This is a genomic window from Streptomyces sp. PA03-3a, from assembly GCF_033792735.1.
Lineage (GTDB): Bacteria > Actinomycetota > Actinomycetes > Streptomycetales > Streptomycetaceae > Actinacidiphila.
Genome location: NZ_JARAVM010000033.1, coordinates 38123 through 58244 on the forward strand (window position 1 = coordinate 38123; position 20122 = coordinate 58244).

Annotated in this window: 14 protein-coding genes and 6 pseudogenes; 13 read left to right on the plus strand and 7 right to left on the minus strand. The window is 71.4% G+C overall.

The window, feature by feature from the left end; genetic code table 11:
• Nucleotides 1-38: 38 nt before the first annotated feature.
• Nucleotides 39-642 (plus strand): annotated as a pseudogene (locus PV342_RS31900) (DEAD/DEAH box helicase family protein); the annotation flags it as partial.
• A gap of 582 nt (nucleotides 643-1224) precedes the next feature.
• Nucleotides 1225-1692, plus strand: a complete 468-nt coding sequence (locus PV342_RS31905; RefSeq protein WP_500319695.1) for an SRPBCC domain-containing protein — start codon at nucleotides 1225-1227, stop codon at nucleotides 1690-1692.
• Between the two features lie 36 nt (nucleotides 1693-1728).
• On the opposite strand, the gene PV342_RS31910 is transcribed toward PV342_RS31905, so the two are convergent.
• Both PV342_RS31910 and PV342_RS31915 read right to left on the minus strand, forming a co-directional pair.
• Nucleotides 1729-2526: a DUF4232 domain-containing protein gene (locus PV342_RS31910; protein ID WP_500319697.1), complete on the minus strand. Its 798-nt coding sequence runs from the start codon at nucleotides 2524-2526 to the stop codon at nucleotides 1729-1731.
• A 134-nt stretch (nucleotides 2527-2660) separates the two neighbouring features.
• Nucleotides 2661-4055 (minus strand): serine/threonine-protein kinase, encoded by a 1395-nt coding sequence (locus PV342_RS31915; RefSeq protein WP_500319698.1) that lies wholly within the window; start codon nucleotides 4053-4055, stop codon nucleotides 2661-2663.
• 9 nt (nucleotides 4056-4064) lie between these two features.
• On the opposite strand from PV342_RS31915, the gene PV342_RS31920 reads away from it, so the two are divergent.
• The 6 genes and pseudogenes from PV342_RS31920 (at nucleotide 4065) to PV342_RS31945 (ending at nucleotide 11020) form a co-directional block, all read left to right on the plus strand.
• Entirely contained in the window at nucleotides 4065-4652 is a 588-nt protein-coding gene (locus PV342_RS31920; protein WP_500319700.1) for an RNA polymerase sigma factor, read from the plus strand.
• Nucleotides 4653-4856: 204 nt separating this feature from the next.
• Entirely contained in the window at nucleotides 4857-8612 is a 3756-nt protein-coding gene (locus PV342_RS31925) for a Kelch repeat-containing protein (RefSeq protein WP_500319701.1), read from the plus strand.
• A gap of 186 nt (nucleotides 8613-8798) precedes the next feature.
• Nucleotides 8799-9293 (plus strand): LOG family protein, encoded by a 495-nt coding sequence (locus tag PV342_RS31930; RefSeq protein ID WP_500319742.1) that lies wholly within the window; start codon nucleotides 8799-8801, stop codon nucleotides 9291-9293.
• Nucleotides 9294-9673: 380 nt separating this feature from the next.
• Nucleotides 9674-9757: pseudogene (locus PV342_RS31935) on the plus strand (tyrosine-type recombinase/integrase); the annotation flags it as partial.
• 49 nt (nucleotides 9758-9806) lie between these two features.
• Nucleotides 9807-10286, plus strand: a complete 480-nt coding sequence (locus PV342_RS31940) for a hypothetical protein (protein ID WP_500319703.1) — start codon at nucleotides 9807-9809, stop codon at nucleotides 10284-10286.
• 560 nt (nucleotides 10287-10846) lie between these two features.
• Nucleotides 10847-11020 (plus strand): hypothetical protein, encoded by a 174-nt coding sequence (locus PV342_RS31945; RefSeq protein WP_500319744.1) that lies wholly within the window; start codon nucleotides 10847-10849, stop codon nucleotides 11018-11020.
• Between the two features lie 139 nt (nucleotides 11021-11159).
• Here PV342_RS31945 and PV342_RS31950 read toward each other — a convergent pair.
• Nucleotides 11160-11465 (minus strand): annotated as a pseudogene (locus tag PV342_RS31950) (IS110 family transposase); the annotation flags it as partial.
• On the opposite strand from PV342_RS31950, the gene PV342_RS31955 reads away from it, so the two are divergent.
• From PV342_RS31955 to PV342_RS31970, 4 genes are all read left to right on the plus strand, one after another.
• The gene (locus tag PV342_RS31955) at nucleotides 11449-11721 is read left to right on the plus strand and encodes a transposase (RefSeq protein WP_400805185.1); all 273 of its coding nucleotides are present in this window, start codon (nucleotides 11449-11451) and stop codon (nucleotides 11719-11721) included. The pseudogene PV342_RS31950 and the gene PV342_RS31955 sit on opposite strands and share 17 nt — an antisense overlap.
• 89 nt (nucleotides 11722-11810) lie before the next feature.
• Nucleotides 11811-12752, plus strand: a complete 942-nt coding sequence (locus tag PV342_RS31960; protein WP_500319705.1) for an ABC transporter ATP-binding protein — start codon at nucleotides 11811-11813, stop codon at nucleotides 12750-12752.
• A complete protein-coding gene (locus PV342_RS31965) occupies nucleotides 12749-14110 on the plus strand; it encodes an ABC-2 transporter permease family protein (protein WP_500319707.1) in 1362 nt (453 codons plus the stop codon). The genes PV342_RS31960 and PV342_RS31965 overlap by 4 nt, the downstream gene beginning before the upstream one ends.
• A gap of 6 nt (nucleotides 14111-14116) precedes the next feature.
• The gene (locus tag PV342_RS31970; protein WP_500319709.1) at nucleotides 14117-16891 is read left to right on the plus strand and encodes a bifunctional YncE/alkaline phosphatase family protein; all 2775 of its coding nucleotides are present in this window, start codon (nucleotides 14117-14119) and stop codon (nucleotides 16889-16891) included.
• Nucleotides 16892-17063: 172 nt separating this feature from the next.
• Here PV342_RS31970 and PV342_RS31975 read toward each other — a convergent pair.
• The 3 genes and pseudogenes from PV342_RS31975 to PV342_RS31985 form a co-directional block, all read right to left on the minus strand.
• A pseudogene (locus PV342_RS31975) lies at nucleotides 17064-17465 on the minus strand (hypothetical protein); the annotation flags it as partial.
• Between the two features lie 357 nt (nucleotides 17466-17822).
• Complete coding sequence (locus PV342_RS31980) at nucleotides 17823-18383, minus strand: dihydrofolate reductase family protein (protein WP_500319710.1); 561 nt, start codon at nucleotides 18381-18383, stop codon at nucleotides 17823-17825.
• A gap of 84 nt (nucleotides 18384-18467) precedes the next feature.
• A complete protein-coding gene (locus PV342_RS31985; RefSeq protein WP_500319712.1) occupies nucleotides 18468-18860 on the minus strand; it encodes a transposase in 393 nt (130 codons plus the stop codon).
• 27 nt (nucleotides 18861-18887) lie between these two features.
• Here PV342_RS31985 and PV342_RS31990 point away from each other — a divergent pair.
• Nucleotides 18888-19532, plus strand: a pseudogene (locus tag PV342_RS31990) (transposase); the annotation flags it as partial.
• Nucleotides 19533-19842: 310 nt separating this feature from the next.
• Here PV342_RS31990 and PV342_RS31995 read toward each other — a convergent pair.
• Nucleotides 19843-19980 (minus strand): annotated as a pseudogene (locus PV342_RS31995) (IS481 family transposase); the annotation flags it as partial.
• Between the last annotated feature and the right edge of the window lie 142 nt (nucleotides 19981-20122).

Here is a 20122-nt window from a genome sequence, read left to right on the forward strand (position 1 = left end):
GTGGTGGTCCCCGCGCCGCCGCAGCACAAAGAGCAGGCGTGAGATTCGTGCAGCTACGCGAGCATCAGGTCGAGGCGCAGTCCCGCATCCGTACGTGGGTGGGATTTCCCGCACGCTCCCCCGTGCCCGCGCAGGGGGCGCGGGCCACACTGGTGTCCGCTACCGGGTCGGGCAAGACGATCACCGCTGCCATGGCTGCACTGGACCTGTTCCGGGACGGCCGGATCCTGGTCATGGTGCCCACGCTCGATCTGCTGGTGCAGACCGCGCAGGCGTGGCGGCAGGTCGGGCACCGCGGGCCGATGGTCGGCGTGTGCTCGCTGGAAGGCGACGAGGTCCTCGAGCAGCTCGGGGTGTGGGCCACGACCAATCCGGTCCGGCTCGCCCTGTGGGTCGGGGTCGGGCCGGTGGTGGTCCTGGCCACGTACGCGTCGCTGGTGGACCGCGACGACATCGACGACCCATCCGGGCTGGGGCGGGTACGGGGTCCGTTGGAGGCCGCTCTGGCGGGCGGAAAGCGGCTGTACGGGCAGCGCATGGACGGCTTTGATCTGGCGGTCGTCGACGAAACCCACGGCACGGCCGGGGACCTGGGGCAGGCCTGGGCCGCGATCCACGACAACACCCGCATCCCGCGTATGCACCGCGCCCTCGCGATCCTGGTCCGGCTGGCTGCGGCCGCGAACACGCCTCGGGTAACTGAGCCGCCGGCCGCTGCGTCCGTAGCGGCCGCCGGTCTCCCGCCCGGCAACGGCGCGGAAGGCGTGGCTGAGGTCCTGCACATCGCACTCCGGCTGTTCCGGAACCTTGTCGGCCAGGACTACGCCGGTACAGAGCTCGAGTCGTCCCGTGAGGTGCTGGGCGCGGCCCTGCCGCAGGTTGTCCGGCGCGACTACACGCAGAGGCTGGAGTCCTTCGCCGCTCAGCACCAGGAGCGTCTTGAGCAGCGCGACGGTGATCCCATCGATCGTGAGTCGCGACGCGATACGCGGTCGAGGTGCGCGGTGACGTCCACGGTCTCCCCGGGCTCATGGCGAGCGTGGCACGCAAGTTCATGCTTGTGGCACTGTCCTTCCAGTGCTCCACCAACGGTTCGCCGACGTCGTGCCCGGACGGGTATCACGGGCGTACCCCCATCGGCCTGGCACGGTCCGGCTGCCCGGCACGCTCCCGCCCCACGGAATGACGCCTGCCCCGGCCGGACCGGCGTCTAGGGTGGCCCGCATGTACTCCACACAGGTCTCGTGCCGCGTGCGGGCGACCCCCGCCGCCGTGTACCGGGCGCTCCTTGACCCGCGGGCGGTGGCACGGTGGCGCGTCCCGGACGGTATGAGCGGCCACGTCCACGCCTTCGAGGCCCGCGAGGGCGGCCGCTTCAGGGTGTCCCTGACGTACGACGGGCAACAGGGCGAGGGGAAGTCCGGCGCGCACACGGACACCTACCACGGGCACTTCGCGCGCCTCGTCCCGGACGAACTGGTCATCGAGGTCATCGAGTTCGAGACCGAGGACGCCGCGTTGCACGGCACGATGACGATGACGACGTCGCTCACCGCGGTGGACGGCGGGACCGACGTCGTCGTCGTGCACGAGGGCATCCCCGATGTCGTGCCCCGCGAGGACAACGAGACGGGCACACGGATGGCCCTGGAGCACCTCGCCCGGCTGGTCGAGGGCGCAGGGGGAGAGTGACGGGGCCGCCGGGCCGTCGTGCGCGGCCCGGCGGGATCAGGCGCCGGTGCCCGCCTGCAGCGGGCCGAGCCGCGGCACCGAGGCCTTGCCGGTGTTGGAGACCTTGCCGCCGTTCCACGGCACGCGCAGGGACGTGCGCTCGTCCGGCGGCGTGACGAGTACGGCCGCCGGGACCACCGTGGTGACCCCGGTGATGTCCGGGTTGCTGAACGACATCGGCGACCAGGCGCTCGCGCCCGGCGCCAGGGTGACCCGCCGCTTCGGCAGGCCGGTGTCCCGCTCGGGGTCCACCGTCACCTGCTGTCCCGCGCTGTTGACGAACGCCAGGCCCGGGAACCCGTAGACGGTGCAGGTGCGGGAGGACCGGTTGGTGAGGACCACCGGGAAGTTCTCCTGGCCCGCGCCCGGGTCGTTCGGGCCGATGGCGGCGCGCAGGTCCGCGGTGTGGCAGCGGTCGGTGCCGGCCCCTGTCGCGCCGGTGCCACCGCTGCCGCCGTTCGCGGTGGTCGTCGTGCCGGACGTGCCGGGCGTGCCGGTGCTGCCTGTGGCGCCGGTTGCGGGGGAAGCGGTGGTGCCCGGCGCCGCGGCGGAGGACGTGTCCGCCGGGGCGGAGTCCGTCGCGTCGCCGCTCGCCGGGTTCGCCGAGCCGGGGAGCGTCCGCGGGGCGCTCACGTCGCCGCTGCCGCCGCCCTTCGCGCAACCGCTGAGGACCGCCGTCGCGAGGGCGGCGCCCAGAAGGACGGGGATACCGGTCCGGCGTGCGCGGCGGCCGGCGAGCGCCGGGCGGCCGCCGTGCTGCCCCGCCGGGGATACGTCGTGGTGCTGGTTCGCCACGTCTGTTCCTCTTTCCGTCCTGTGGTGCGGCCGCGACGCCTCGCGCGGCCGGCGGGCCTCGGAGTGGAGGGCGACCCTCCTCATAGTGGGATGCCACCGGTCCGGCAGAAGTTCACGGTCCTTCCGCGTGATGATCAATCGACGTCGAGGCCGCCGAGGACGGTGTCGGTCATGTCGGCGCCACCGTCCTGCCTGACCTGGACGTACACCTGGGGCTGGTCGGCGCCGTCACGTCCCAGGCTGATCTCGTCGATCGACCCGCCGGCGGTGCCGCACCCGGTCCAGTGCCGGACCCGGCCGCGCCACTTCGTGCCGTGGTAGCCGCGGGACTCCTGGCGGCGGCAGAGGTCGTGCCGGACGGCGCCGACGCGTCCGGCGAGGTCGCCGTGCTCGCTCAGTCCGACGAAGACGCCGTCGACCCGCGCCTCCAGGTCCGGCCAGCGGGAGGCGTCCGCGGCGATGACGAGCCCGGGCTCCTGGGCACCGGGCAGCCCCAGCGCCTTCGGGTTCCACCCGCCCCCGACCAGTTCGCGGCTCCACGCCGCGGGCACCGTCACCGTGATCCGCCCGGTGGCGTCGCTCACCGCGACCGTCGCCGGGGTCCGGGGCGGAGCGGTACGGGTGGCGAGCAGGCCGGCGCCGGTCGCCGCTGCCGCCAGCACGGCGCACAGCGCGAGCACCGAAGCGCGCCGGTGCTCCCCGAGCCGCCGCAGTGCCCCGCCGGTGACGGGACGGCCATGACGTGCTGCCAGTGCCTCCAGTTCGGCTGCGAAATGCCCGGCGTCCGGCCAGCGCTTCCTGCGGTCGGTCCGCAGAGCGCGTAGCACCGCCCGCCGTACCTCGGCCGGCAGGCCCGGGCGGAGCCGGTCGGGCCGGGTGATCCGCCCCGCGGGGCCGGGCACCGTCCCGGTCAGCAGGTGGTAGAGGACGGCCCCGAGCCCGTAGACGTCGGCCCGCACGTCCACGCCCCCGTCGGGGGTCGCCTGCTCCGGCGCCATGTAGCCGGCCGACCCGGCGACCATCGTCAGGCCCGACGCCTGGGCGAGCGCCTTGGCCAGACCAAGATCGGCCACCAGGATCCGCTGCGTGCCGTCCCGTGCGGTGCCGATCAGGACGTTGGACGGTTTGATGTCCCGGTGCACCACGCCCGCCTTGTGCAGGGCTGCCACACCGCGGGCGGCCTCCGCGGTCAGCCGCAGTGCGTCGTGGAGGGGCAGCGGGCCGTCGGCGAGCAGGTCCTCCAGCGTGCCCCGGTCCGCGTACTCCATTACGAAATAAGGGCGTTCGTCGGGAAGTTCTCCCATGTCGAAGACCTGCACCAGGCGGCTGGAGGCGGCCTTGCGCAGCAGCCGGGCCTCGGCGAGGAAGCGCTCGCGCAAATCCATGCGGTACGCCCAGTTCTCCGCCATCACCTTGACCGCGACGGGGGCTTCCAGGGTGTCGTCGTGCGCGAGCCACACCATCGCGAACGCCCCTGCTCCGAGCGGCCGCACAAGCCGATAACGGCCGATCTGATCAGGTGGGGGCATAGGCATATCATGCACCGGGCGCCCACCGACCTGAGGAGGACCCCCGTGACGTCCGACCAGGGGACAGAGGAACTCGCGGCGCGCGCGGCGGCCGGCGACTCCGCGGCCCTGGACCTGTTGCTGGGGCGGATCCGGCCGGAGGTGCTGCGGCGATGCGGCCGCTTCCTGGTGCACCGGGAGGACGCCGAGGAGGCGGCACAGGACGTCCTGTTCCAAGTCGCCCGCAAGATCGGCACCTTCGAGGGCCGCAGCCGGTTCCACACCTGGCTGTACACGGTGGTCGCCAACTGCTGCCGGCAGAAGTACCGCGAACTCAAGCGCCGGCGCGGTGAGCAGTCGCTGTCCGTGACGGACACCGACACGCCCGATCCGCGCCGGACGAGCGTGATCGCCGGCACGCGCATCGACCTGCTGGAGGCGCTGGAGCGCCTGGAGAGCGTCAGTCCGGAGCTCGTCGCGCCCCTGGTGTACCGCGACATCTGTCAGATGGAGTACCGGGAGATCGAGGAGCAGCTCGGCGTCCCCATGGGCACGGTGAAGTCCCGCCTGCACAACGCGCGGCGTCAGGTGCGGGGCTGGCTGGTGGACCCCGGCTGAGAGGGTCCGGCGGCGTCCGGAGAGAATTTCCCGAAGAAATATCGAGAGTTCGGTGAACTTTTCCGGTCCGCCACGCAACTCATTGATCCAGGGGCGGTGTGTGCCGCCGCGCAGGATGTACACAGGAGTTGTGATTTGTCCATATTGAACTGGATCACTCCGCGACGGGGGCGACGGTCGCCCTCCCGTGCGGGGACGGCCAGCGTGACGGTGATCGCCGCGCTCGCCGCGCTGGGCGCCGCGGGACCGGCTCCGGCGGCCGCCGCGGAGTCCGCCCTTCCGGCCCCGAAGGCGTCCGCCCGTACCCAGCCGGGCCACGTCGAGCCGCTCTGCGGACCGGCAAAACCGCATGAATTCACCTGTTTCGGCCTGCGACGCACCGACGTCCCGGCCCGGAAGGGGTTCCGGACGGCCGGACAGGCCCCCGACGGCTTCGGGCCGTCCGAACTGCTCAGCGCCTACGACCTGCCCGCGAACGGCGGCGCGGGACGCACGATTGCCATCGTCGACGCCTACGACAACCCCAACGCCGAGGCCGACCTGGCCGTCTACCGCGCCCAGTACGGCCTGCCCGCCTGCACCACCGCCAACGGCTGCTTCACCAAGGCCGACCAGCGCGGCGGTACCGCCTACCCCGACCCCGATCCGGGCTGGGCCACCGAGATCTCCCTCGACCTCGACATGGTCTCCGCGATCGCCCCGAACGCCCGCATCGTCCTTGTCGAGGCCGACACCCCGACCAGCGACGACCTCGGCGCCGCCGTGGACCAGGCCGTGGCGCTCGGTGCGCAGTACGTCTCCAACTCCTACGGTTCCAACTACGCCTTCTACCCGGAGGACCCGGCCGAGTCCGCCCTCGACGTCCACTACGACCACCCGGGCGTCGCGATCATCGCCTCGTCCGGCGACTCCCGCTACGGCGTCGCCTACCCCGCGGCCTCCCCGTACGTCACGGCGGTCGGCGGCACTTCGCTCACCAAGGACGCCACTACGTCCCGCGGCTGGACCGAGTCGGTGTGGGACCACGACGGCGGCGGCGCCGGCTCCGGTTGCTCCCTCCACGAGCCCAAGCCTGCCTTCCAGCAGGACACCGGCTGCCCCGGCCGCACCGTTGCCGACGTCTCGGCCGTGGCCGACCCCGCCACAGGCGTCGCGGTGTACGACAGCTACGGCTCCGGCGGCTGGGGCGTGGCCGGCGGTACCAGCGCCTCGGCGCCGATCATCGCCGGTGTGTACGCGAACGCCGGCGCCCCGGTCGCCGGTACCCACCCCAACGTCTACCCGTACGCCGCGGGCGGCCTGAACGACGTCACCGAGGGCAGCAACGGCCGCTGCGCGCCCGCCTACCTGTGCACCGCCGGCCCCGGCTACGACGGCCCCACCGGCCTCGGCACCCCCCACGGCCTCAACGCCTTCCGCATGGGGCCGCACGGCACGCTCTCCGGCACCGTCACCGACCGGTCCTCGCACGCACCCGTCGCCGCGGCGACGGTGAGGAGCGGCCTGTTCTCCACGACCACGGACAGCACGGGCCACTACACCCTCGCGCTGCCCGCCGGCCGCCACGAACTCGCCGTCACCGCCTACGGCTACGCGCCGGGCACGGCCACGCAGGTCGACGTCGCCGACGGCGCCTCGGCGACCCGGGACCTCGCGCTGCTCAAGCTCGCCACCCACCGCGTGTCGGGCGCCGTGACCGACGCCTCCGGGCACGGCTGGCCGCTGCACGCGAAGATCACCGTCGACGGCGTTCCGGGAGCCCCCGTGTGGTCCGACGCCGTCACCGGCGCGTACCGCCTCGATCTGCCCGAGAACCACACGTACACCCTGCACGTGGTCGGCGACGACCCCGACTACCTGTCCCTGACCCGCACGGTGGACGTGCGCCGGACGGACCTGAAGGTCGGGCTGGGGCTGCCCGCCGACACCTGGGCCACCGACAACCCGGCGTACCGGCTGCGCGTGGACACGCTGGGGACCGAGCCCTTCGACTCCACGTCCGGCGCGCCCAAGGGCTGGAGCGTGACCGACCTCGCGGGCACCGGGCACGGCTGGTCGTTCGGCGACCCGGGCGGCCGGGGCAACAACACCGGCGGCTCGGGAGGGTTCGCCGTCGCGGACAACGACCACGCCGGCTGGGACGTGGCCATGGACACCGTACTGACCGGCCCGGTCTGGGACTTCGGCCGCGCCGGCGATCCGGAACTGGCCTTCAGCACCGACTACGAGGGTTCCGCTGAGCAGAGCGGTGACGTCGAGGTCACCGCCGACGGCGGCAGGAACTGGACCACGGTGTGGCACCAGGACCAGGGGTGGGGCAGCGGACGGGTGGAGATCCCGCTGACCGCCTGGGCCGGCGAGCGCGCGGTACAGGTCCGCTTCCACTTCACCGGTCCCGGCCAACTGTGGGCCATCGACGACGTGACGGTCGCCGAGCGCGTCCTGACCCCGGTCCGGGGCGGGATGCTCACCGGTCTCGTCACCGACGCCAACACCCGGCGCGGGCTGATCGGCGCCCAGGTACGGTCCGGTTCCGGCGACGGACCGGTGGCTCCCACCCTGGCCACCGCGGGTGACCCGCGGGTCGGCGACGGCCTGTACCGCCTGTTCGTCCCCGGCAACGGCGGCCACAAGGTGGCCGCCGGCAAGCCCTCCTACAGCACGGCCTCCCGCACGGTCGCGGTTCCCGCCGACCGGACGTCGCAGGCCTCGTTCGCGCTGAAAGCGGGGCGCCTGTCGACACACGTCACGGGCATCGACGCGACCACGACGCCCGGCGGCACGGTCACCCGGAAGGTCACCGTGCGCAACACGGGCACCGCTCCGCTCACCCTCCGGCTCGGCGAGCGCACCGGCACCGGTCCGGACACCGCCGCGCCCGGCACCGCCTGGCGTTCCCTGCCTGACCTGCCGGTCCCGGTGATGGACAACGCGGTGGAGAGCCACGGAGGACGGCTGTACTCCGCGCTCGGCACGGGCGACGGCGACACCCCGACCGGCGACCTGTACGTCCTCGACCCCGCGGCGGGCACCTGGAACCGCGGCACGAGCGCGCCCGAACCGCGCCAGGCCACCGCGCACGGCTTCATCGGCGACCTCCTGTACACCGTGGGCGGCTGGGGACCCGGCGAGCAGGTCAGCGCGACCACCCAGGTCTACGACGCGGCGCGGAACACGTGGTCGAAGGGCCCGGACATTCCCGAGGGCCGCTACGGCGCCGCGGGGGCCGTGCTCGGCGGCCGCCTCTACGTGGTCGGCGGATGCACCAACACCGACTGTTCCAGCACCGTATCCGTGCTGGACCCGGCCACCGGCACGTGGTCCCGGGCGGCCGACTACCCGCAGACCGTCAGCTGGGAGTCGTGCGGCGCGATCAACGGCAAGCTGTACTGTGCCGGCGGTAACCACGAGTACGTCGAGACGGGCGCGGCCTACGTCTACGACCCGGCCTCCGACAGCTGGCAGCCCGTCGCCGCGATGCCCACGGGCCTGGCGACCGCCTCGTACGCCGCCGCCAACGGACGGCTCCTGGTCTCCGGCGGCTTCAAGCGGGTCGGCATCAACCGCGTCCTCACCCCCGAGGGTTACGCCTACGACCCTGGCACCGACACCTGGACCCGTCTGCCGGACTCCCCCACCGCGCTCTACCGCGGCGGCGGGGCCCCGGGGATGTACCAGGTCGGCGGCAGCAACCAGAGCCGCTTCCCGGTCCCGGTGGCCACCGCCCGGCAACTGCCGGGCTGGGACCAGACGGAGACCGATGTGTCCTGGCTTTCGGAGAACCCCGGGTGCCTGACGCTGCGCCCTGGCGCGAGCGCGACGTTCACGGTCACGCTCGACGCCCGCGGCCTCCGGACTCCCGGCGACTGGACGGCGTCGGTGATCCTGCGCACCGACACGCCGTACTGGGTGCCGCCGATCCCGGTCGCCCTGCACGTCAGGAACTCCGCGGGCCACTGACGCGGTCGTCCCGCAGCACCGGGCCTCTCGGGCAGGTCACCCGACCTGCCCGAGGGGCCCCGCCTGTGTCGTCTCCGCCGTTCCGGGGCGGGCGAATTGGTCCGGACTTCCGTCGCGGAATGGACCGCATCGGCACGCCGCCGCGCACGTACGGTCGGCACCATGACGTCGACCGTTCCCCCCGCCTTGAACATCAGGGTCTTCCTGTCCGCCGCCGACCTCGACGAGCGTTGGACCCGGCCGGCCCGTGAGTTCGCGGAACTGCTCGGCAGGGGCGGCCACACGCTGGTGTGGGGAGGGTCCGACGCCGGGCTGACGAAGGTCGTCGCCGACGCGGTGCGCGAGTCCGGAGGCCGGCTCGTGGGGATCTCGGTCGGCCTTCTCCGCCATTGGGCCAGGGAGGACGCCGACGAGATGGTGTTCGCCGCGGATCTCACCGGACGGAAGGCGCTGCTGCTCGCCCGGTCGGACGCGGTGGTGGTGCTGCCCGGCGGCCTGGGAACGCTGGACGAGGTGTCCGAGGTCCTGGAGCTGAGGAAGCACGGACTGGACGGCAGGCCGGTGGTCCTGCTGAACATGGGCGGCTTCTACCACGGTGGTCGCGCCCTTCGGGGAGCAGCGCAAAGCCGCCGCCTGAGCCGAACACGGCGGGAGCGCTGTCGGGCGCGTCGTCGAAGGTGAACTCGGCAAGCGAGGCGAAGGGATTCGGCCCGGGCGCCTGGACAGCCCGGACGACGTCCCCGATCCCCCTGCAGCGTGACGGCAGGGCCGCCGAGCAGTACAGCATTGACGGCAAAAAGGTGGCCTCCCCAGCAGACAGCGGAGACGGGTCCGGATTGCGGTCCAACTCCACGATTTCCTGCGGCAGCCACTCCAACCCGCGTGTCCGCAGGGCTTTGCAGATGTGCTCATCGACACGCCGGACCACGGCCGGCACCAAACGCACGAGCCGTCCGGAATCGACCTGCCGGTCGGCGATCCTCCCGGCCCGCGCCTCGGTATCCTCCGGGCCCGTGGCGGCTTCCGCCGGCAGCGTGGACTGTCGGCAGAGCCGGCTGCGTTCCGGCCTTCGCGTCATCCGATTGCAAGATGCCCGGCACAGCTGCGCCACGCTGCTGACGGCGGCCGGCGTCGCGCCCCGCGTGGGCCTGTACCGGGTAACGTCGCAAGCCAGCAGGGGTTTAAGGTGCCGCCATGAAATCCATGCCCTGGGCCGTTTTCGCCGCCGCTCTCAGCCTGATCACCGTCGCGCCGACTGCCCTGATCCTCCGCGCCGTTGTCATCGTCGGTGACCGAATCGGTCCTGCTGAAGTCATTCCCGCTGCGATCATCTTCGGCCCCATCACTGTCGGGCTCGGCTTCGGTGCCCGCAGCGCATGGCGAAGAGCCCTGGGCCGTGGGCCTGCCCCGACGCAGCCTGACCCGACGCAGCCCGGCCCCATGCGGAAGGTTCTGTGGATCCTCCTGGCTCTGTTCCTCGGTTTCAACGCTCTTGGCGGCCTCATCGCAGTGTCCAAGGCCACCGATGGGCCCAGACTGATCGGCAGCCTCGTCTTCAGCGGCCTTCTTATGTGGGGTGCAATAGCCAGCTGGCGCAAGGCTGACGGTCCCGCCCACCCACTGGCCGCCCATACCGAGCGAGGGCAGTGGCAGCCATGGGGGCGCAAGCAGTAGTCCGCTGGAGACTCGTCCGGCAGCGCGTCCACTGGCCCGGTTGGTCGGGCACCACTCGGTGATTCCGGCCCCGCCCGCAGCATCAACGGCACCTCGGTTCCGCAGAGCGGACGCGCCCGCCAGTTGCGCCAGTCACGGCGGCTCTCGCCTCGTGCTCCGGTTCGTCCTCACCGGCGCGGCGGACGACTGCGCCGAGCGGGACGGATGCGGGGACCTGCTCCAGGTGCCCTGAGTCACCGGGCCCGGGAGCCTTCGCCACGTATGTGCCACAGCGACCCGCAGAAACCCGGTGAGAGCCGACAGCGCCGGACCCTACCGCGATCACAGTGACCAGCGTCGTTTTGCATGGGGCCACACATGCCCTCAGCAGCCGAAAACCCCCTCCCTGGGGGAGAGGCGTGCGGTGCCCCCAGGACTCGAACCTGCGGCCAAGCGCTTACTGATCGTTTCAGAATGGGATCGGCGCGTCGGCTGGCAGTCGGAGATCTTCGTCGGCAGGGTCTGCGAGGTGTCTGATGATCTTGTCCCCGATGACCTGTGGGAACGCATAGCCCCCTCTGCTGCCGCAGCAGCCCGCCCGAAGGCATAGGAACCCAAGCCGGCTTCGGGTGCCTGACCGTGTTGCACGTGCGGGCATCGTCTATGTACTGCGCGAGGGTGTGGTCTGGCGGGACATCCCCGCCGGCGTGGTGGGCTGCTGGGGCGTCACCGCCTGGCGCCGCCTGCGGGACTGAAACGAAGCCGGAGGCTGGCCCCGGCTGCCCACGGAACTCCTCGTCGAACTACGCAAGGCCGGCTTGCTCGAGATGGACCACTGCGCGATCGACGGCTCCCATGTCAGGGCCCCCAAAGACATCTCAGGGGGCTAAGAAGTCAAGCCCACCCCCGCTCGGTTGGGGGTGACAGGAGCGGTGCGAAGGCGGGCCGTTCGTCGAATTGCTGTCGGGTCTTGAGGCGGTAATAGAGCTGGCCGAGGAAGCGGTTCAGCAAGTGCCTTTGTGCGGCGGCATGCCAATCACCATGCGCGCGTCGGCGCCGGTAGTGCGCGTTCGCTCCCGGCGAGGCGGTGAGGGCGGCGAAGGCCCCGAGGAAGAGCGTTGATAATCGATTGTTCTTGACGAACCGGCGGCCGACGAAACGCTTCTTGCCGGAGGCCCGGGTGATGGGCGCGGATCCCGTGCTCGGGGCCCGCGTGCTCGCCGAGCTGGGCGACGACCGGGCACGGTTCCCCGACGCGAGGGCGCTGAAGTCGTATGCCGGATCTCGGGCCGCACCCCAGGAGACCGCGAGCCAACGTACATGGCTGCTGAATCCTCCGGGCCGCCCGCCCATCCGGCCCCGGCCCGCGCCCTGCGCCCTGCGCCCCACGACCTGTTCTGTCCAAGTCCGTCTCGATGACGCACACTTCGCGCACCCGGACTTGCCGATGTCTTGACGATACGTTCAATGGCCATTCAACCGACCGTCCCTGGCGGGGGCCCACATCCTCCCTAAGGTCCATGGGCGTTGAGGAAGAAGGGACTCATGGACACACTCCTCGCGGTCCGTGCTCGCGGAATCACGAAGTGCTTCGGGGACGTCGTCGCGCTCGACGGCGTCGACCTCGACGTGACACAGGGACAGATACACGGCCTGGTCGGACCGAACGGCGCGGGCAAGACCACGTTGCTCGGCCTGCTGCTGGGCCTTGCGGTCGCCGACGGCGGCGGTCTCGAGATCCTGGGCACGCCGGTCGGGCGGGCGCTCGCCGCGCCCGACGGTGTCGCCGGCTTCGTGGACGGGCCCGGCCTCTACCCGTCGCTCACCGCCCGGCAGAACCTGGCCGCGCTGGCCGCGCTCCGCGGGCAGGACGCGCGGACGGCCGGGATCGACGACGTACTGGCCCAGGTCGGCCTCACTGACGTCGCCGACGACCGGGTCCGCGGGTTCTCGCTCGGCATGCGCCAGCGGCTCGGGCTCGCCGCCGCCCTGCTCACCAGGCCCCGGCTGCTCGTGCTGGACGAACCGTCCAACGGCCTGGACCCGGCGGGCAAGAAACACGTTTACGAAGTCCTCACCCGGCTCGCGGACAAGGGGACCGCCGTCGTGCTGTCCAGCCACCGCATGGATGAGCTGGAGGCGCTGTGCTCCGAGGTCACCATCCTCGCCACCGGGCGGGTCGTCTTCTCGGGCCCGCTGGGCAAACTGGCCGCCGAGAACCGTGAACTCGACTACCGGCTGCTCACCTCCGACGCGCACGCCGCCCGCGAACTGGCCCTCGCCACGGACGGCGTCCGCGTCGTCGACGACGCCGGCCCGCGGAACGACGCCAATGTGCTCGTCGTGCGCGCGCTGGTGCCCGCCCTCGACGACCTCGTGGTGGCTCTCGTGCGGGCGGGCATCGCTCTGCGCGAACTCGCACCCGTCGTCTCCCCGCTCGAGGCGGCTTTCCTCGCCCTCACCCAGCCGCAGGAGGCCGGTCGATGACCGCCGCGACCGTCGTCGCCGACAACGTTGTCCCCACCCGCCGCGTCCCGGTGTCGCGCGGCTACCGCTTCGAGCTGGTCAAGCTGGTCTCGCAGTGGCGGATCCGCCTGCTGGTCCTGGCCTGCTGGATCGCGCCGGCGCTCTTCGTCGCCGCGGTGAGCCAGCAGGGCACGCTCCCCGTCGACACCCTCTTCGGCCGCTGGATGCACGCGACGGCATGGGCCGGGCCGCTGGTGGTGCTCGGCTTCGCGGGCACCTGGGCGCTCCCGCTGCTGACCTCGTTGGTCGCCGGCGACGTGTTCGCCTCCGAGGACCGGCTCGGCACCTGGCGCCACCTGCTGGTGGCGGTCCGCTCGCCGGGCCGGATCTTCGCGGCGAAGGCGCTGGCCAGCCTCACCGTCCTGCTCCTGCTCGTGATGGGGATGGCCTGCTCCAGCGCGGTCGGCGGGGTCGTGGCGGTCGGCAACCAGCCCCTGGTGGGTCTCGACGGCCACCTGCTGACGCCGTCCGACGCCGCCGGGCAGGTCTTCCTCGCCTGGGCCTGCGCCCTCGCCCCGACCCTGGCCCTGGCCGGGATCGGACTGCTCGGCTCCATCGCCCTCGGGCGCTCCCCGATGGGGCTGTTGCTGCCCGCGCTCGTCGCCCTCGCGATGCAGCTCGCGCAGATGATGCCGCTCCCCGTCGCCGTACGCCTGGCCCTGCCCGGATACGCCTTCATCTCCTGGAACGGCCTGTTCACGGGCCCCCAGCAGCTCGCACCGCTGCTCATCGGCATCGCGGTCAGCCTGGTGTGGGCCGTGACCGCGACGGTCCTGGCCTATCTGCTCTTCCTGCGGCGCGACTTCACCAACCTGACCGACGACGGTTCGGCGCGCCGCGCGCTCCTCGTCGGAGCCCTGCCGCTGGCCGGGCTGCTTGCGGCGACGGTCGCCGTCGTCACCGTCGCGACCCCGGCCACGGGCTCCGGGATCGAGCAGGAGAAGGTGCAGCGCTCGGTCGCCACGGCCTTCGCGCACCTGTACCGCATGCAGACCGACCAGCTCAACCGCCCCGCCGTCACCGAGAACCAGCTCAAGACCACGGCGGCGTGCACCAAGGGCGGCGTCGCGAACGGCGCCGAAGGCGCCGGCAACGACTGGCGCTGCGTCGTCTCCTGGCACCTCCCCGACGTCGCGACCACGGGCCAGGCCATCTACCAGCTCGACGTCACTCCGGACGGGCGGTACGTCGCCGACGGCGACGGACCGAAGGAAGTCAACGGCTACTTCCTGGTGCGGACCCCCGTGGGGGACGCGCCGAACCCGCTCTGGCAGTTCGACGGCAACGTCGAACTGCTCGCCACCTCCCCGAAGGGATAACTCAAGATGCAGGTCACTCGCCGCCGCCGCACGGGCGCCGAGAGGGACACCCACGCCCTCCTCGGCCGTCGGTTCGGCAGCCGCAGAAGCCTCACGCTGGCTGCCGCGACCGCCGTCGTCCTCGCCACCGGCACCGGGATCGGGTTCGCGCAGACCACCCAGTTCGACCACGACCAGGTCGGCCAGGTCACCGACCGCGGTCAGGTCGTCTCCAGCGACCAGTACATCGCCCCGTACGGTGAGCGCCTCGTCATCGACAACGGCAAGATCATGTCGTCCTCGGTCAGCCCGGACGGCACCCACCTCGCGGCCTCGGTCACCGACGGCGGCGTGGCGCTGGCCGTCGTGGACCTGAAGAGCTGGAAGGTCCAGCAGCTCGTCGGCAACTCCGCGTCCGCGAACCTGCGCATCGCCAGCAACAGCGTGGGGCAGGAGGGACCCACGTACTCGCCCGACGGCACGCAGCTGTGGCTGGGCCAGACCGACGGCTACACGCGGTTCACCGTCAACCCCGACGGCAGCCTCGCCAACCCGACGTCCGTCACCATCCCGGCTGACGGCTCCAAGCACGCCCTGGTGGGCGAGCCGGTGTTCTCCTCCGACGGCTCCACCGTGTACGCGGCGGTCAACGGCCAGAACCGCGTGGTCGCCATCGACGCGGCCACCGGGACCGTCAAGCAGAGCTGGGCCGTGGGCAACGCCCCGCGTGACATGGTCGTGGTCGGCTCCAAGCTGTACGTCAGCAACGAGGGCGGCCGGCCGGCGAAGCCCGGCGAGACGACGATCAACTCGTACGGCACCCAGGTGCCGGCCGACCCCAAGACCGGCGCGACCACCACCGGCACAGTCAGCGTCATCGACCTCGCCGACCCGGCGGCCGCCGTCGCGAGCATCGACGTGGGTCTGCACCCGACCGCCCTGTACGCCAAGAAGGGCGCGCTGTTCGTCACGAACACCGCCACCAACGACGTGTCGGTCATCGACACCCGCAAGAACAAGGTCGTGCAGACCATCGCCACCCAGCCGTGGCCGGAGTCGTCGGTGGGCTACGAGCCCAACGCCGTCACGCTCACCGACGACGGCCACCTGCTGGTGACGCTGGGCCGCGCCAACGCGGTCGCCGTATACCGGTACGACTCCCCTCAAGAGCCGGTCAGCTACGTCGGCCTCCTCCCGACGGACTACTTCCCCGCGGAGATCGCCACCGTCGGCGACCAGGTCGTGGTCTCCAACACCCGCGGCATCGACGCCCGCCGGCCCACCGGCAGCGCCGGGCGCGGGACCCACGACACCACCTCGAGTGTCCAGCGGTTCACGCTGCCGAGCGAGAAGGTCATCAAGGCGCAGACGGCCAAGGTCTTCCAGCAGAACGGCTGGACCAACGGCTCGGTCAAGCTCGCGAAGGACAAGGGCAAGGACAAGGGCCACGCGAAGCCGGTGGCCGTCCCGAAGCGGCTCGGCGACCCGTCGACGATCAAGCACGTGTTCATGATCGTCAAGGAGAACCGGACCTACGACCAGGTCTTCGGTGACATCCCGCAGGGCAACGGCGACCCGTCGCTGGCGGAGTTCGGCGAGAACGTGACGCCGAACCAGCACGCGCTGACCCGGCAGTTCGGCCTGTACGACAACACGTACGACATCGGCACGAACTCCGCCGAGGGCCACAACTGGCTGATGCAGGCCGACAACCCGGAGTACACCGAGTCCTCCGCCGGTGAGTACGCGCGCAGCTACGACACCGAGGACGACGCCCTCGGCCACCAGCGCACCGGCTTCATCTGGAGCGGCGCGCAGGCGGCCGGCAAGAGCGTGCGGGACTTCGGCGAGTTCCACCAGTTCCTCACCAAGCCGGCCGGCGCGACCTGGCAGAACCTGTACTGCGACACCAAGAACATGCGGGCCACCGGGCAGGACACCGCCTACAACCTGGTGTCGTCCTCGCCCATCCCCTCGCTCAACAGCGTCTCGGTGCCCGGCTTCCCGAAGTTCGACACCAGCGTCCCGGACGTCTACCGCGCCGAGATATGGAAGCGGGACTTCGAGAAGAACGGTCCGGCGAACCTGAACATGTTCTGGCTCTCCAGCGACCACACCGGCGGAACCGCGGGCCCCGCCGCCCAGGTCGCGGACAATGACCTCGCGGTCGGCCGGATCGTCGACGAGATCTCGCACAGCAAGTACTGGAAGGACTCCGCGATCTTCGTGGTCGAGGACGACTCCCAGGCCGGCCTCGACCACGTCGACGGCCACCGGGCCCCGATCCAGATCATCAGCCCCTGGGCCCGGCACGGCACCGTCGACAGCCGTTACTACTCGCAGATCACGATGATCCGCACCATCGAGCAGATCCTCGGGATCCACCCGATGAACCAGAAGGACAGCGCGGCCACCCCGATGTTCGGCGCGTTCACCAAGAAGGCGGACTACACCCCCTTCACCGCGCTGCCCAACCGGACCCCGCTGACCGACGGCGTGAAGACCGCACCCGCCTGCGGCCTGGACACCCCGGCCCCGCAGGACCCGAACGCCGCGGCCGTCCCGTCGACGAAGGTGCCGGCAGGCAAGAAGGCCCTCGCGGAGCAGTGGGAGGACTGGCAGTCCCGGCAGCGACTGACCGGCCCCGACGCCAGGCCCGACTTCGCCAACCCGGCGCAGCTGAACCACCTCACCTGGTACCGGACGCACGCTTGGACGGAGCCGTACCCCGGCGAGCACGAGATCTTCGCGCCGGACGACGTACCGGGCGCCTACATCCCGTCGGCGGAGAACGACGGCTGAGGCACGCGGCCCGCACGTACCGCACGCGAGGGGCCTCCGGCCGGCACCGCCGCCGGCCGGAGGCCCCTTGCGTTCCCCGGGTGGCACAACAGGACGAGCATCGTCCGGCGGCAAGCTGCTTCGTCCCGGCGTGGTACAGGGTTCCACATCCCTGGTCACCGCCGGGCTGGCTTCATGACGCAAACACGACAACCTTTGTGTCCATCTGCTTGACCTGCTGCTGCACCTGCTCCAGCTCGGCCAACAGCGCCCGCTCTCGTGCGCCGACCCGTGTGCGTGCTTCGGTCCGTTTGACGGTCTTGCCGACGTCGTGGTGCTTGGCCCGGTGCTTGTTCTTCGTGCCGGGAGGCCGTCCTGGGCCCGGCTTGGACGGTTTCGGTGCGGCTGCGGGACGGGCTGCAGTCGTGCGGACGTTGCGAAACCCCCTCCGTGCTATGGCGGGGGTGAGGCGGCGAGGCTCGGCGGATCGCTCCCAGGGTCGGCGCAGGTCCACAGTGAGGGGGCGGGCGAGGCGGAGCTGAGTGTGGGCGGCAATGACGAGCCAGCTCCACAGATCAGCGCTGTCGGCGTGACGGTGGCTCAAGCACGACTCCCTCTTCCGCAAGGCGAACGAGAGCTGGCGGCAGTGCATGCTCACCAACCGCGTCCAGGCCGAAGACCCCCTCGACCTGATCAGAGCCTTGCCGCCCGACGCGGACATCCGCGCCCACCCCGCAACCAAGGCGGCAAGCAGGACACCGGATACCTGCGCACCGCCTACGCCAGACTCGCCGTGATGCAGCAGCGCTGGCTCGACGATCACCCCGACCTGCTCAAGGACCGCAGCGCGCTGCGGGACAGGCAGCTGAGGATCGCCCGCCAGGTCCTCCAGGGGCAGACCGGCTGAGGAACCCGGCGCACCCGATCTGCCCCGGCCCGGCGGCACCGGGTCTCACGGCTGGGTGCGGTAGCGGAGGTAGACCACGCCGCTGGTCAGCCGGCGTTCGTCCAGGAGCTCGAAGCGGAGCCGGGCCCCGTCGGGGAGGAAGGGCTTGCCGCCGCCCAGCACGGCGGGGCCGACGAACAGGTGGTACTCGTCCACCAGCCCTGCGGCGATCGCGTGGGCGGCGAGGGCGGCCCCGCCGACGGCGAGGTTACGTTCGGAAGATGCCTTCAGCCGCCGAACCGCCTCGGGGTCGAAGTCCCGTTCGACCCGGGTCCGGGTGGTGCAGGCCGACTCCAGCGTCCTGGAGTACACGACCTTGTCGGCCGCCTGCCAGATCCCCGCGAACGCCCGCGCCCCGGGCGACTGGCCCGCGATGGAGGGGTCGGTCTCCCAGACAGCCATCATTTCGTACAGCCGGCGCCCGTACAGGTAGGTCCCGACCGGCCGCAGCACGTCGTTGATGAAGGAGTAGTACTCCTCGTCCGGTACCGCCCAGTCGAAATTGCCGTCCGCGTCAGCGATGTAGCCGTCCAGGGACACATTGAACATGTAGATCAACTTGGCCATGCGAGCCTTCTCCCAGGTTGGGGCTACCTGTGGGTCCCGCAGCACACTAGCCCGCGCCTGTGACAATGCCCGGCGACGGCACGGTCATCGCTGCGAAGGGCTGCGTCTGGGACTGCCGCGGCTCCGGCGGTTCCGCCCGACCGGTTCGCGGACCCGGCCGCGCAGCCGGTGGTGCAGCTCGGTGACCAACGCGCCGTCGCGCCAACGGCGGAAGAAGGCATACCCCTGGTCCCACGCCGGGGAATCTGCGGGCATCGCCCGCCACTTGATGCCGTTGTGGACCAGATAGAACACGGCATCCGGCATCTCCCGGTGGCAGTACCCCTCCGGGCGGCCACCGCGGCCTTCCAGACAGGCCAGCACCGACAGAGCCGTGCGCACCAACGCCCACTCGAAGTCCGTTCGATCCGACGGATACCGGCGCACCCGCACCGGATGGTCGCGGCGGCATTGCCGAACGGTGCGCGAGATAGTCACACGAGCGCGCCGAGGAGTCGGACTCCACGGGCCCTGGTCGCGCTGGTGTACCTACGCAAGCACGACACACTCGCGCAGATCGCAGCCGGCTTCCGGATCAGCGTCGGCACAGCCCACGCCTACGTGCACGCGGTCATCGACCTCCTGGCCCACCGCGCGCCAGGCCTGACCCGCGCCCTGCGCGAGGCAGACACGGAGTACCTGCTGGTGGACCGCACGCTCGCCGAGTGCGACCGGGTCGACGACGGACGCGCCGACTACTCCGGCAAACATCGCCGCCACGGCGTGAACCTCCAGGCCATCACCGACCCACAAGGCGAGATCGTGTGGATCTCCCGCGCTCTTCCAGGCCGCACCCACGATCTGACCGCGGCCCGCACCCACCGCATCGTGGCCACCTGCGTCCGCCTCGGCATCCCCGCTCTGGCCGACCTGGCCTACCTCGGCGCCGGCGGCACCTTCACCACGCCAACCCGCGCCCAGCCCGCAAAGAACACACCGCCCGGCAAAGATCGCTGAACCGGGCGCACGCACGGCTCCGGTATCCCGTGCGGCATGGCCACCCCCAAGCGCTGGCGCATCTTCCGTCACGCCCGCTGCAGCCCCAACCGCCTGTCGTCAGCAGCCAAAGCCATCCTCACCCTGGAAAGCAACGCTGAAAATACTCACTGATCCTTTCAAAATTAGATCAGCGTGTCGGCTGACAGCTGATGATCTTCGTCGGCAGGGCCTCCGGGTCCGACGTCTTGTCCCTGATCACTTGTGGAAACGTATGGCCCGTTGCTGCCGCCGCAGCCCGCTCGAAGGCACCGACACTCAGGCCGGCCTCGGGTTGTCCGTGCGGCGCAAGAGTGTGGCCTCGGTGGGACGTGCCCGCCGGCGTGTGGGCAGCTCGGGCGTGACGGCCTGGCGCCGGCTGCGGGACCGGACCCAGGCCGACGTCTGTCCGCGGCTGCACGCGGAACTCCTTGAACTGCGCAAGGTCCGTCGTGCCGGCCTCTCCCAGGATGCGGTAGCGGTGGGCCCAGCGCTGGGCGGTGGTGGGCCAGACCCGGAAGCGTTTCGGCGGGGCCCGGCGAAGCGGCCAGCCGCTCTCGACGACGCAGCGGGCCAGGCGCAGCCGTCCTGTCTCCGTCGGGGTGCCTTACGGCGTGGCACGAGGGCCTTTTGGTCGCCGGTGCGGAAGTGGCAATCCACACCAGGCCAGAAGGCCCTCAACCATGCCAAGATTCTTCACCCGAGACCTGCGTCACCCGTCCATA

Bases quoted from the DNA above. Each gene is read 5' to 3' on its own strand.
- PV342_RS31905 (WP_500319695.1), top strand. From the start codon at position 1,225: ATGTACTCCACACAGGTCTCGTGCCGCGTGCGGGCGACCCCCGCCGCC.
- PV342_RS31915 (WP_500319698.1), bottom strand. From the start codon at position 4,055: ATGCCCCCACCTGATCAGATCGGCCGTTATCGGCTTGTGCGGCCGCTC.
- PV342_RS31920 (WP_500319700.1), top strand. From the start codon at position 4,065: ATGCACCGGGCGCCCACCGACCTGAGGAGGACCCCCGTGACGTCCGAC.
- PV342_RS31940 (WP_500319703.1), top strand. From the start codon at position 9,807: ATGAAATCCATGCCCTGGGCCGTTTTCGCCGCCGCTCTCAGCCTGATC.
- PV342_RS31955 (WP_400805185.1), top strand. From the start codon at position 11,449: ATGGGCGCGGATCCCGTGCTCGGGGCCCGCGTGCTCGCCGAGCTGGGC.
- PV342_RS31960 (WP_500319705.1), top strand. From the start codon at position 11,811: ATGGACACACTCCTCGCGGTCCGTGCTCGCGGAATCACGAAGTGCTTC.
- PV342_RS31965 (WP_500319707.1), top strand. From the start codon at position 12,749: ATGACCGCCGCGACCGTCGTCGCCGACAACGTTGTCCCCACCCGCCGC.
- PV342_RS31970 (WP_500319709.1), top strand. From the start codon at position 14,117: ATGCAGGTCACTCGCCGCCGCCGCACGGGCGCCGAGAGGGACACCCAC.
- PV342_RS31980 (WP_500319710.1), bottom strand. From the start codon at position 18,383: ATGGCCAAGTTGATCTACATGTTCAATGTGTCCCTGGACGGCTACATC.